The organism is Mesorhizobium sp. M0239 (assembly GCF_040321815.1).
Classification (GTDB): Bacteria; Pseudomonadota; Alphaproteobacteria; order Rhizobiales; family Rhizobiaceae; genus Mesorhizobium.
Genome location: NZ_JAMYSG010000014.1, coordinates 76,080 through 88,665 on the forward strand (window position 1 = coordinate 76,080; position 12,586 = coordinate 88,665).

The 12,586-nt window shown below is 63.3% G+C and carries 12 protein-coding genes; 8 read left to right on the forward strand and 4 right to left on the reverse strand.

All coding sequences use genetic code 11. The features are described from left to right. Positions 1-8: 8 nt before the first annotated feature. Positions 9-2,219, reverse strand: coding sequence for a xanthine dehydrogenase family protein molybdopterin-binding subunit (locus NKI99_RS16590; protein WP_352611446.1), 2,211 nt, complete (start codon positions 2,217-2,219; stop codon positions 9-11). A 3-nt stretch (positions 2,220-2,222) separates the two neighbouring features. Then, the gene (locus tag NKI99_RS16595) at positions 2,223-2,681 is read right to left on the reverse strand and encodes a (2Fe-2S)-binding protein (protein ID WP_352604077.1); all 459 of its coding nucleotides are present in this window, start codon (positions 2,679-2,681) and stop codon (positions 2,223-2,225) included. Between the two features lie 305 nt (positions 2,682-2,986). Here NKI99_RS16595 and NKI99_RS16600 point away from each other — a divergent pair, with 305 nt between their 5' ends. Next, positions 2,987-3,451, forward strand: coding sequence for an ATP-dependent DNA ligase (locus tag NKI99_RS16600; protein WP_352604075.1), 465 nt, complete (start codon positions 2,987-2,989; stop codon positions 3,449-3,451). 3 nt (positions 3,452-3,454) lie between these two features. Next, the gene (locus tag NKI99_RS16605) at positions 3,455-3,646 is read left to right on the forward strand and encodes a hypothetical protein (RefSeq protein ID WP_352582421.1); all 192 of its coding nucleotides are present in this window, start codon (positions 3,455-3,457) and stop codon (positions 3,644-3,646) included. A gap of 202 nt (positions 3,647-3,848) precedes the next feature. On the opposite strand, the gene NKI99_RS16610 is transcribed toward NKI99_RS16605, so the two are convergent. Further along, entirely contained in the window at positions 3,849-4,751 is a 903-nt protein-coding gene (locus tag NKI99_RS16610) for a dihydrodipicolinate synthase family protein (protein ID WP_352546074.1), read from the reverse strand. A gap of 52 nt (positions 4,752-4,803) precedes the next feature. Beyond that, a complete protein-coding gene (locus NKI99_RS16615) occupies positions 4,804-6,036 on the reverse strand; it encodes a trans-sulfuration enzyme family protein (RefSeq protein WP_352546075.1) in 1,233 nt (410 codons plus the stop codon). Positions 6,037-6,110: 74 nt separating this feature from the next. On the opposite strand from NKI99_RS16615, the gene pdxR reads away from it, so the two are divergent. The 6 genes from pdxR to tnpB all read left to right on the forward strand — a co-directional run bounded on the left by pdxR (position 6,111) and on the right by tnpB (position 12,577). Continuing rightward, positions 6,111-7,616 carry a MocR-like pyridoxine biosynthesis transcription factor PdxR gene (gene pdxR, locus NKI99_RS16620; RefSeq protein ID WP_352611485.1) on the forward strand — a complete coding sequence of 502 codons (1,506 nt, stop codon included), beginning with the start codon at positions 6,111-6,113 and terminating at the stop codon, positions 7,614-7,616. A 159-nt stretch (positions 7,617-7,775) separates the two neighbouring features. Beyond that, entirely contained in the window at positions 7,776-8,267 is a 492-nt protein-coding gene (locus tag NKI99_RS16625; protein WP_023758446.1) for an MOSC domain-containing protein, read from the forward strand. Between the two features lie 6 nt (positions 8,268-8,273). Further along, on the forward strand, positions 8,274-9,224 hold the full coding sequence (locus NKI99_RS16630) for a PDR/VanB family oxidoreductase (protein WP_352611447.1): 951 nt from the start codon (positions 8,274-8,276) through the stop codon (positions 9,222-9,224). 51 nt (positions 9,225-9,275) lie between these two features. Continuing rightward, on the forward strand, positions 9,276-11,672 hold the full coding sequence (locus NKI99_RS16635; RefSeq protein WP_352611448.1) for a transketolase: 2,397 nt from the start codon (positions 9,276-9,278) through the stop codon (positions 11,670-11,672). A 105-nt stretch (positions 11,673-11,777) separates the two neighbouring features. Continuing rightward, on the forward strand, positions 11,778-12,224 hold the full coding sequence (gene tnpA / locus NKI99_RS16640; RefSeq protein ID WP_023772704.1) for an IS66-like element accessory protein TnpA: 447 nt from the start codon (positions 11,778-11,780) through the stop codon (positions 12,222-12,224). Positions 12,225-12,250: 26 nt separating this feature from the next. Continuing rightward, a complete protein-coding gene (gene tnpB / locus NKI99_RS16645) occupies positions 12,251-12,577 on the forward strand; it encodes an IS66 family insertion sequence element accessory protein TnpB (RefSeq protein WP_224690299.1) in 327 nt (108 codons plus the stop codon). Positions 12,578-12,586: the final 9 nt, after the last annotated feature.

Sequence of the window (12,586 nt, forward strand, 5' to 3'; positions counted from 1 at the left end):
CGGCTGTTTCATGGTGTCATTCCTGACATGTTCTTTATAATCGGCAGCTTGCGGATAGTCTTGCCCGTCGCCGCCCGTAGCGCGTTGGCGACGGCCGGGCCGATCGGCGGCACACCTGGCTCACCAACTCCCGTGGGCGGCTCCTCGGACGGCACAATGTGCACCTCGACTCGCGGCATCTGCTCGATCCTGAGCGGTGTATAGGTATCGTAGTTCTCTTGGTCTACGACACCGCCCTTCAGGGTCAGCTCCTCCTGGAGGATCGCACCTAGCCCGAATCCGATACCGCCCTCCATCTGAGCGCGAATCTGGTCAGGATTTATCGCGGTGCCGCAATCTACCGCGCAGACGACGCGGTCGACCTTGAAACCATTTTCATCGTTGAGGGTGATCTCCACCACATCGGCGACATAGGTCGAGAGGCTTTCATGCAGGGCCACGCCGCGGAAACGGCCTTCCGGCAGAGGCTTGTCCCAGCCTGCCTTCTCAGCAGCCACTTTAAGCACGGCGGCATGCCGTGGATGGTGACCGAGCATTGACAAGCGGAAGTCGACCGGATCACGGTTCGCAGCGGCGGCGAGCTCATCGATCAGGGTTTCCACCGCGTAAGCGGTGTGGGTGGAGCCTACCGAACGCCACCACAGCACCGGGATGTTCACGTCCGTGGTGGTCAGCTCGACCTTCAGGTTCGGGATCGCATAGGGCAGGTTGGTGGCGCCCTCTACGGAGGTTGGATCGATGCCGTTCTTGATCATCGCCGCAGAGGTCGAACCGCCCAAGACCGATTGGCCCACGATGTGGTCATGGAGAGCGACGACATTGCCTTTCTTGTCGAGCCCCGCCTTGACTGCGTGCACATAGGCCGGCCGGTACCGCCCACCCCGCATGTCATTCTCGCGGGTCCACTGCACCTTCACTGGCTTGCCGCGTCCCAGTGCACGCGCTGTGGAAACAGCTTCGATAATGACATCTGCATCCAAGACCGCGCGGCGGCCGAAACTGCCGCCGGTCTTCATCACGTGCAGCCTCACCTTGTCCGGCGTGGTGCCGCCTACCTGAGCGGCAGCCGCCTGATAAAGGTCGGGCATCTGGTGTCCGCCCCAGACGTCGATGGTGCCGTCTTCGTTGATTCGGGCGGCCGCGTTAAGTGGCTCGATCGAAGCATGGACAAGATAGGGGAATTCGTAGTGCCCCTCGATGATTTTCTCAGCACTGGCGAACGCTGCGGGAGTGTTACCGTCGTCGCGCGCGGTGGCCGCGCCCAGATCGTCTGCTGCCTTGTTGTATTCGGCCATGATCTCGGCCGTGCCGCGCTCTTCGGCCTTCTCCTCGTTCCAGGTCACCTCCACGAGGGCGCGGCCCTTCAGCGCCGTCCAGGTGTCCCTGCCAACCACGGCAATGCCTCGCGGCGTCTGGACGACATCGACAATGCCGTCGAGTGCCTTGGCCTTGGTTGCGTCGAAGCTCTCGATCTCGGCGCCGAACTTCGGCGGATGGATCATAACGGCCGTCTGGAGTCCCTCGATCATGAGGTCGATCGTGTAGGTCTGCGCGCCGTTGGTCTTGCCGGCGGAATCGTAGCGCTTGAGGCTGTCCGATCCGATCTGGGCCCACTTGTCGCGCGGCTTTAGCGGCACGTCGTCGGGAACCGGCATTCCCGCTGCGGCTTCAGCCAGGTCACCGTAGCGCGCCTGCATCCCTGAGGCGTGCGACACGACCCCGGAAGCGACTTTGATCTCGCCGGCTGGCACGTCCCACCGCTGCGCCGCGGCCGCCACCAGCAAGGCCCGTGCGGCAGCACCCGCCTTGCGGTAGCGTTCCCACGACGAGCCCATCGACGTGGAGCCACCAGTTGCCTGTGCGGCCCCGCCCCAGGCGAGATTGCCGTAGAACGCGGTATTGCCATATCCGCCGACCACGTCCACCTGCGCCCAGTCGCCGTCGAGCTCTTCCATAACCAGGGTGGCGATGCCGAAATAGGAGCCTTGTCCCATCTCGAACTGCGAGGAGTGGATGATGATTCGGTTCTCCTTTGTGATCTCGACATAGGTCTGGAAGGGGTTCGCCTGAACCTTTGCAGGGGTCGTTTGTGCGATGTCGGGCGCGGCCAGCACTGGCCGGTAGCCCACTGCGAGGCCGCCGGTGGTGACGCCCGCGCCGACGAGGAACCAGCGGCGCGTGGGCCGCACGGAGTTATGCTTCGAGAGAAACTGCGACATGCCTCAAGTCTCCAGCCGGTTGGCGGTCTCGTGGATGGCCGCGCGGATGCGATGATAGGTGGCGCAGCGGCAGAGATTGCCGCTCATCGCCGAATCAATATCATCGTCCGACGGCTTAGGCGTCTCTGTAAGGAGGGCCACGGCCGACATGATCTGGCCAGACTGGCAATAGCCGCATTGAGGTACGTCGAACTCGGCCCACACGGTCTGGACCGTTTCGCCTATCTTGCCCGACACACCCTCAATGGTGGTGATCGAGGCTCCTTCGATGTCGCCGACTGCGGTCTGGCACGAGCGCGTCGGCATGCCGTTAACGTGAACCGTGCAAGCGCCGCACTGGGCAAGCCCGCAACCGAATTTCGTTCCCGTGAGTCCGATGACGTCACGGACCGCCCAGAGCAGCGGCATCTCTGGATCGACGTCGAGTGTTCGCGCCTCGCCATTGAGGGTAAAAGCGACCATTGCTTGCTCTCCTTGTCCTGAGCTGGCTATCTCGTTGAGCCTCCGCCCGCCTGGCAACCGAGCTCTTGTTGCTGAGGCCTAGCGACCACACCCTAGGAACGCGCAGCTCAAGCAACAAGCCGCTAGGTTGGCGAGTTACGAGATCGTGAAGTGGGTCGTGTCGAAAGGCTGGAGGCAACTGAATGTCATTTTTTGGGGCGGACAGGCCGCTTTAGGCTGGGTTACACGAGACTGGACATTCGGGTCGTCGCGAACATCGACCGCTGGTCGGCCGCGTCCGGCAGGGCCCTGATTGGCTACACGAAATGAAATGGGACGACTATCGATGGGGGCCTACCTCGACAACCTCCACGACTGGACCCTCAGCTTTCCGACTATCGTCCCGGGCGGTGGCCGAGCTCGGCGCCTCGGACGCGATAATAGACGGTGAGGCGTTCGTCGTTGACCAGAAGGCTTGTCGCGCATTCCCAGTCTTCAGCGGGCTCTTGGCCGCGGCAGGAGACGTCAGGACCATGCTTGCCGGCTTCGACCTGCTCAAGATCGACGGCGAGGGTCTTCGCGATCGGCCACTCGTCGATCGGCGCAAAGCGCTAGTTAACCTGCTGAGACGCCGCCCAAACGGCATCGTTCTGAGCGACGAGATCAGCGGCGGCAGCGACATTCTCGCGCAAGTCTGCCAGTTCGGCCTCGACGGCATCGTCTCCAAGCTGCGTGTCAGTCCATATCGATCCGGCCGGCGCCAAGAATGGGTGAGACAAAATGCGTGCTGAGTGATGAGTTCATCGTCATCGGCTGCGAACCCGGCAACAGTTACGGCGGTCGGGAAGCGTGCTCTGGCGAATGTCGAGGACGGAAATCTGGTGTTCGCCGGCGGCATTGGCACCGGCTTCAATGCGCGCACCGGGCCGGAAGTAAAGCGCCGGCTCGATGCCATTCAAATGGGTAAACACCGATTCCTAGTTTGAAGGCGAACGGTGCGGCATGGGCGGAGTGCCCTGCGCAGTCTGTACCTCCGCAGTCGATTGTCGAGTTCGAAGGGGTGTGATTGGCGTCGAGACCGCTCCAGCCATGGCTATCAGCACGCCGAGTGCGTTGTTTTCGATCAGTTCTCGAAATGAGCGGGTAAATACATGCACTTCCTTTCACTTGCCGAACGGGGTTTGCTGTTCACCGGCTGGCATCCGATGGCAAACCTTTCAACGCGGCGGCGATCTGGCGCTTCGCTGCTGGGGGCAGAGGCAGGATGGGACGCGGGGGTTCGGCACTGCAAATGTCGAGCAATTCAGCGAGTGCATAGACGACGCGAAGGCTCGAGAACTCCTTGAAGAGGCTCCAGATCGGGACCAGCGCGGCATTGATCCGTCGCGCTTCGGCCGCATCGCCCTGTTGCGCCGCTGTGACGATCGTCATGCAGACCTCGGGCAGGATGCCCGCGAGGACGCTGTACCATGTGTCGGCGCCGGCGATCATGGCCTCGGCGGCGTTCCAGTCGCCGCTGTAGCCAATCGAGAACCCTTCCGGCAGTGTGCGCCTCTGGGCGGTCAGATGGTTCTTGATCGCATCGCTTTTGTCTGTCGGATTCTTGATGGCGACAATCCCAGCCACCTTTGCCAGGCGGCTGACAAGGGGTGGACTGAAATGGAAATGCGTCGTTCCTGGATTGTCGTAGACGACGATCGGCAGGCCACTTTCGCGCGCCACAGTGGAGAAATGTTCGAACACCTCGTCATCAGTAAGCGGGGTGTAGGAGGCGGCGGCAAGCAAACCCGCAGCTGCTCCAAGGGCCTTGGCGTCTTGCGCGAGCCCCACGGCTTCATCGGTGCGCAGCGCGCCCACACCCACCACGACCGGCATTTGCCCCGCCGTTTGGTCCAAGGTCTCGGAGAGCGCCCGCCGCCGTTGCTCGCGCGACAGATAGATGTATGTGCCGGTGCTGCCGAGAAGACCGATGGAATCGACCTGAGCAATGCCAAGCCGAGCAATCAGCCTGCGCAGGGCAACGCTATCGACGCGGCCGTCACGATTGGTCGGGGTGATGGGGAACGCGGAAAGACCGCTCAGGAATGCCATGGCAAGGCTCCAGATCTATGTGTGAGCGCAGAGATGGCCGCACGCCAGGTCATTACAAGACGTCCAAAGCCCGCCGCAGATCGGCGATCAGGTCATCAGCGTCTTCAAGCCCCACCGAGAGACGCATGAGATCCTCGCCGACTCCATCGGCCAAATGGGCATCCTTGCGGATCGGCTGCCGAGCACGGGTGAGGCTTGCTGGATGATAGATGAGGCTGTCGGCATCGCCGAGGCTGACGGCGCGAATGATCAGGTTGAGCCGGTCCATCATCCGGCGCGCTCCTTCGTATCCAGCGTGGAGGCCAAAGGCCAACATGCCCGATCCGTTGGACATCTGTTTTCGCGCCGTCACCTGATCAGGGTGCGAGTCGAGGAACGGATAACTCACAAATGCCACCGCCGGGTGCGCTTCCAGCGCCCGAGCCACCGCAAGGGCCGTGGCGCTGTGCCGTTCCATACGCAGCGTCAGCGTCTTGAGACCGCGCAGGATTAGGAAAGCTGACATGGGCGAGAGCGCTGCGCCGGTGATGTAGCGCAGGCCCGTTTCATGCAGCGTACGGAGCGTTTGGGCGTCGCCGAGAAGCGCCCCGCCAAGGGCATCGCCATGACCATTGATGTACTTGGTCAGCGAATGGAGCACGATGTCCGCCCCGTGCTCAAGCGGTCGCTGGAGCGCGGGCGAGGCGAAGGTGCTGTCGACTGCAACCCTTACACCGCGCGCGTGAGCGCGCTCGGCAATTGCCGCTATGTCGAGGATGCGGCTCAGCGGATTCACCGGCGTCTCGAAGAAAACCAGCCGCGTCCGCTCGGTGATCGCAGCATCGAGATTGTGGGGATTTGACAGATCGACCGCGACGACCTTGATGCCGAAGCGGGGGACCGCCTGTTCGACCATGGCAAGCGTGTTCGCATAAAGCGTCTTGTGGACGATGAGTTCATCGCCCTGGGACAGGAGCGACAGGATCAGAGTGCCGAAGGCCGCCATCCCCGAGGCAACAACCAGCCCCGCCTCGGCTCCTTCCAGATTCGCGAGCCGCTGCTCGAGGATCTCGGTCGTGGGATTGTATTCGCGCGCATAGAGCCGTCCACCAAGGGCGGCGGCGGCATCGTTTGCTGCCACGCTTTCGAACCCATAGGTTGACGTCAGGAACACTGGCGGCTGGACGGCATTGGAAAAGCCGGCCGGATCGTAGCCATGATGGATCGCCCGGGTGGCAAATCCGGGGCTGGTGCGGTTGAGCGACCCCGTGGGAGCATCGGTTTCGGATTGATGGGAGCTGGTCATTCGGCCTCTGCGATCTCTCTTGGGGTTCCGAAAGATTGACGGCAACCTGGCCAATGTGAAATATCCAGTTGGCGATGAAAGAGATGGTCCAGTCTTCAAGTGCCGGGTCTGCAGCGCGCTCGCACGCGATGGGTGCACGCCAGATATACGAAGCCCTTCGCGAGCAAATCCTCGGCGGCGTCTACGAAACCGGCAGTCAGTTGCCATCCTCCCGGGCCCTGGCAAATGACCTCGGCGTTTCGCGAACCACGGTGACGGTCGCCTATGAGCAACTGGCTGCGGAGGGTTTCATCGAAGTCCGTCAAGGCGCACGACCTCGCGTTGCGTCTTCGTTGATGGGTCATGGGACGGGGCGCACTCACGCGCAACGGGTCGGCCCGATCCACCTGTCCGCATATGGCGAGCGGCTGCGCGCGACGTCACCCTGGCAAGATTATCTGCCGACTGGGCTGAAGGTCGAGTTCCGCTATGGCGACCTCGCGCCGTCGGATTTCCCTTCATTGGTCTGGAAACGCGCGATGAACGAGGCGATGGGGCAGCGCCCGCTGCGTCTTGCCTATGACGATCCTCGCGGCTCGCGCCGGCTTCGCCAGGCGCTTCAGGGCTATCTCTGGCGCGCCCGGACCCTGAGCTGCGACCTCGACCAGATCATAGTTGTGAACGGTTCGCAGCAGGGCCTTGATCTGTGCGCGCGCCTGCTTCTCGATCCCGCCGACCGTTTCGTCATCGAGGATCCGTGCTACAGGATGGCGCGTCAGGTCTTTGCCAGTACGGGTGCCTCACCCATCCCGGTCATCGTCGACGAAGACGGGATGAGGACCGAGTTGCTGGCGGGGATCGGAGCACGACTGGCTTATGTGACGCCATCGCATCAGTTTCCGCTGGGCGGCGTCATGCCGATCGCGCGCCGCCATCAGCTTCTGAAATGGGCGCGGCACAACAATGCCTATGTGATCGAGGACGACTACGACAGCGAATATCGCTACGACATCAATCCGGTCCCTCCGCTGCACAGTCTCGAGGACCACGGGGCTGTCATCTACCTCGGCACGATCTCCAAAACGCTCTCGCCGATGCTGCGCATCGGCTACCTCGTCGTCCCGCCCGAATTGCAGGAGGTCTTCGCAACCGCCAAACAATTCGCAGACCGGCATTCGCCGGTCGCTGAACAGGAAGCGCTGGCATCGTTGATCGAGAGCGGCGGCTACGAAAGCCATGTGCGCCGTGTGCGCAGGCTGAACGGCGAGCGTCGGGAAACGTTGTTGGGTGCCTTGCAGCACAGCTTCGGGGATCGCATCACTGTCCAGGGAGCAGATGCGGGACTGCACGTCGCGGTTTGGTTCAATGACCTGCCACGATCGCGGGAAACGGCCTTGGTCGAATCCGCCCGTGACGCTGGCCTGGGGCTACACCTGATCTCGCCGCTCTACGAACGGCCATCGGACGAAGGCCGCACCGATCGCGTGGGACTTGTCATGGGCTATGCCGCCTTGAGCATTCGGCAGATCGGGAAGGGCGTTGAGGTCCTGCGAGAGGTTGTCAAGCAGGTGCAAGACGCGATGCCGGCGCGGAACAACTGAGCCGGGGCGACGCCGAAAGCTGGCGCTGAAAACGGTCCGAGGGCCCCCCGTATTTCTTTCCAAACAGCCAACTGGACCGGGAAAATGCCATGCAACTGGCGCTGTTGATCAGGCCAGTTTTGCAGCAGGTTTCCACGAGACGAATTTCCGAGAGCGATGATGACCTGGCGAGGAAAGCTGCTTCACGTCCATATCGCGCCCGCTGCCTCCTATGAAATGGAGGAGCTGGCGCAGGCGCAGCTTATTGCCGGCCAAGGCATTGTCGGAGACCGCTACTACCTGGGGACGGGGACCTATTCCGCGCGTCCTGACGTTCGCGAAGTGACGCTGATCGAAGCTGAAGTCTTGGACGCCATCGCGCAGGGCGAACCCAGAATTCCGGGCTTCAAGGCCAAGCTCGCACCCGAAGATCACCGGCGCAATCTGACGACACGAGGCGTTCCGCTTAGCCATCTTGTCGGCAAACGCTTCCGGGTCGGGGAAACGATTCTCAGGGCCGCCCGGATGAATGTGCCGTGCAAGTATATCGAGGAGTTGCTCGGGCTTCCGGGTCTCTACGAGGGGCTTCTGAACCGCTCCGGCCTGAACTGCACAATCGAGGTCGGGGGCGTGATCCGCCCCGGTGATCTGATCTTGCCCATCGACGAGTGAAACGCCATGGCGTCGCCGCGCATCATCATGAAGCTGACCGTGACCGCCGCCCGCAAGGAGCCGGGCGACGTGCTGGTCATCGACCTGAAACACCCACGCAAACCTGTGCTGCCGGCGTTCGAAGCGGGTTCTCACGTCGACGTCCATCTGCCTGAAGGGAAGGTGCGTCAGTATTCACTTTGCGGCGACCCGACCGAGCTTGGCCGCTACACCATCGCGGTGAAGCGCGAGAATGACGGCCGTGGCGGCTCGGCGTGGATCCACGAAACCATTGCCGTCGGCTCCACACTGCCTGTCTCCGCGCCACGCAACCATTTTGCGCTCAAGCCAGGCGAGGGGCCGACTTTGCTGCTGGCAGGGGGAATCGGGATCACCCCGATTCTGGCCATGGCGCGCGCGCTGACCCGGCAGGCCAAGCCCTTCGAGTTGCACTATTTCACCCGCAGCCGGGCGCTCACGCCACTCTTGGCGGCGATCGGGAGCGATCTTCCTGGCGGCAATGTGCGGATCCATTTCGACGACGAGCCTCAGACCCGGCAGAACATCCCCGCGCTGCTGGCGAACCGTTCGGACGACGCGCAGACATACTACTGCGGACCGCCTGGCTTCATGGCGGTTGTGGGGCGCGCGGCTCAACACTGGCCCGAGGGTACTGTTCATTTCGAAACTTTCCAGCCTCCCGAGTTTGATGGCGCGCCACCGGAACCATTCGTCATAGAACTGGCTGAGGGCAGGGTGGTTGAGGTTTCGGCTGAGACCACGGCACTGGCCGCCTTGCGTGCGGCCGGTGTGCCGTTGATGGCCTCGTGTGAGAACGGGGTGTGCGGGACCTGCGAATGCGCAATGCTGGCGGGACAGCCGATCCATCGGGATGCCGTCCTGTCCAAGGAGGCACGCGGCCACCGCTTCATCCCCTGCGTATCGCGCGCGACAGGTGTGTTGAAACTCGATCTTTGACCATTTGGGCGGGGGTCCTGTGAGACCGGCAGCTGATTTGCGGGAAACTGAATGACGAGGAAACTGGAATATCTGAACGAGATCGAGCGCTGCGTCTCCTGGCTCGCAGCCTGGACGATCCACCACGCCAACCACGTCCGCGAGGGCGATGAGATCAAGGTCGGGGGGCATCAGGCCTCGTCCGCGTCGCTGAGCACCATCATGACCGCGCTCTACGGTTCGGTCCTGCGCCCGCAGGATCGGGTGGCGGTCAAACCCCATGCGGCGCCGATCTTCCATGCACTTCAGTATCTGGCGGGCAACCAGACCCACGAAAAGCTCATGAACTTCCGCGGCTACAAGGGCGCGCAGAGCTACCCTTCGCGGACGAAGGATGTCGACGATGTCGACTTCTCGACCGGGTCGGTGGGTCTCGGCGTTGCTCAGACGCTGTTCTCGTCGCTGGTGCAGGACTACGTCTCGGGTCACGGCTGGATGAAGGAGCGTGCCGAGGGCCGAATGGTCAGCCTGATCGGCGACGCCGAGATGGATGAGGGCAACATCTACGAGGCCCTGATCGAAGGCTGGAAGCACGGGCTCAGGAACTGCTGGTGGGTGGTCGACTACAATCGCCAGTCGCTCGACGCCGTGATCCGGGAGGGCCTCTGGCAGCGTTTCGAGCAGATTTTTCGCAACTTCGGCTGGGACGTGATGGTCCTGCGCCACGGCGCTCTGCAAGAGGCTGCCTTTGCCGAGCCGGGGGGCGAGAAGCTGCTCGAGTGGATAGAGCGCTGTCCGAACCAGCTCTATTCGGCGCTGACCTTCCAAGGGGGTGCTGCCTGGCGCAAGCGGCTGCTCGACGAGATCGGAGACCAAGGGCCGGTCACCACTCTGATCGAACGCCGCTCCGACGACGAGTTGCAGGCGTTGATGACGAACCTTGGCGGGCATGACATGCCGAGCCTCCTCGAAGCCTTCGAGGCGGCGTCCAGGCATGACCGTCCCGTCTGCTTCATCTGTTACACCATCAAGGGCTACGGTCTGCCGCTTGCCGGACACAAGGACAACCACGCGGGGCAGATGACGCCCACGCAGATGGAAGACTACCGCCTGCAAATGGGCGTAAAGCGGGGTGAGGAGTGGGACAAATGGGCGGCCGCCACCTTGCCGGAAGCGGAACTTGACGCCTTCTTCGCAAAGGCGCCGTTCTTCAGTGAGGGGCGTAGGAGGCTGTCTGCGCCGTCGGTGCCGGTGCCTGAAACCCTTCCGTCACCGGGGCAGCCCGGCAAGCCGCTCTCGACCCAGATGGGGTTCGGCCAGATCCTGAACGACATCGCACGCGAGCGCAGTCTGCTTGCCGACCGCATTGTCACCACCTCGCCCGATGTGACGGTCTCGACCAATCTCGGTGGCTGGGTCAACCGGCGCGGCCTTTTCGCCCGGGAGACCATGGCGGACACCTTCAAGGCCGAACGCATTCCGTCGACCTTTACCTGGGAATTTGGGCCGAAGGGGCAGCACCTCGAGCTCGGGATCGCCGAGTCGAACCTGATGATCATGCTCGGGGCACTCGGTCTCTCGCACTCGATCAATGGCGTGCGCCTGCTGCCGATCGGGACAGTCTATGATCCCTTCATCTACCGATCGGCCGACCAGCTAAACTATGCCTGCTATCAGGATGCGCGCTTCATGCTGGTCGCAACGCCCTCGGGCGTGACGCTAGCGCCCGAGGGCGGAGCACACCAGTCGATCGGCACCCCATTGATCGGCATGGCGCAGGATGGGCTTTGCGCCTTCGAACCGGCCTTCGTCGACGAACTGTCCGTGATCATGCGCTTTGCCTTCGATTACATGCAACGTAATGGCGAGGGGGATCCGGATGAGACGACGTGGCTGCGTGATCAGACCGGAGGATCGGTCTATCTTCGCCTGTCAACCCGGCCGCTCGAGCAGCCGCCGCGCGACAGGAACCCGGCGCTCGCGCGGGACATCGTCAATGGCGCCTATTGGCTGCGTCCGCCTGGGCCCAACGCGAGTGTCGTCATTGCTTATCAAGGCGTCGTCGCGCCGGAGGCGATTGCCGCGACGGGTCTTCTGGCGGAGGACCGGCGCGATGTCGGGCTGCTCGCGATCACCTCCGCGGACCGGCTTAATGCGGGCTGGCAGGCGGCGGAACGTGCCCGGCAGCGTGGCGCGATTGGCGCCCTGAGTCATATCGAGCGGCTGCTCGCGCCGCTATCGCGTGACTGCGGCATCGTCACCGTGATCGACGGCCACCCGGCGACGCTCGCGTGGCTCGGTGGGGTTAACGGGCATCGCGTGAAGGCGCTCGGGGTCGAGCAGTTCGGCCAGACGGGGACTATTGCGGACCTATACCGTCACCACGGCCTGGACACCAACGCCATCGTACATGCGGCGCAGGCGGTCAGTGCGGGACCGGCTGTTCGCTACCGGAAGGCGCTGCCTTGACCATGAGCGACCGGATGCTCCGTGGCTGGGTAAGCGCTGTCCCGTTGGCACCTTTCGCGCGTTGTCGTGAGCGACGATGCTCGGAGCCTTTGAGGGCTTCGACACATGACGATTTCAGAGCTTACGCTTAAGTCCAGGGACGAGGAGCCGGTTCGACGGCTTGAGATATTCACGGGTTCTGGACGGCGGCGCGAATGGTTGCCGGAGGAGAAAGCGCGGATCGTGGCGGAAAGCTACGATGCTGGCGAGACGGTGAGCGCGGTGGCTCGGCGACATGCATTGTCCCCGCAGCAGCTGTTCGCCTGGCGCCGGTCCGCGCGGGTGCCGTTGGCGAATGCGCCGGCACCGGAGCCGTTGTTTGTTCCAGCGGTGGTTGCGGCACAGGAGCCCGAACCGGCGGGGAAGCGCACGAGATCGACACGGCAGCGGAAGGCCGCGCGAGAAACCGGCGTGATAGAGCTGGAGATTGACGGCGTCGCCATGCGGGTCGGTCGTGGCGCCGACGCCAGGACGGTGGCGGCGGTGATCCGTGCGCTGAAGGCGCCGTCGTGATCGGGCCGACGGGTGTGGTCAAGGTGATGGTCGCGACGAAGCCGGTGGACTTCCGCAAGGGGGCCGAAGGCCTGGCGGCGCTGGTGCGCGAGACGATGGGCGCCGATCCGTTCTCTGGCGCGGTCTACGTCTTCAGGGCCAAGCGCGCCGACCGGGTCAAGCTGGTGTACTTCGACGGCACCGGCGTGTGCCTGCTGGCGAAGCGTCTGGAGGACGGGAAGTTCTGCTGGCCTGCCATCACCGATGGCGTGGTGAGGTTGTCGGCGGCGCAATTGCAGGCGCTCCTGGAAGGGTTGGATTGGCGGCGCGTGCATGACGCCCGCGAGACGCGCGCGCCGGTCGCGGCAAGTTGATTCCATGGG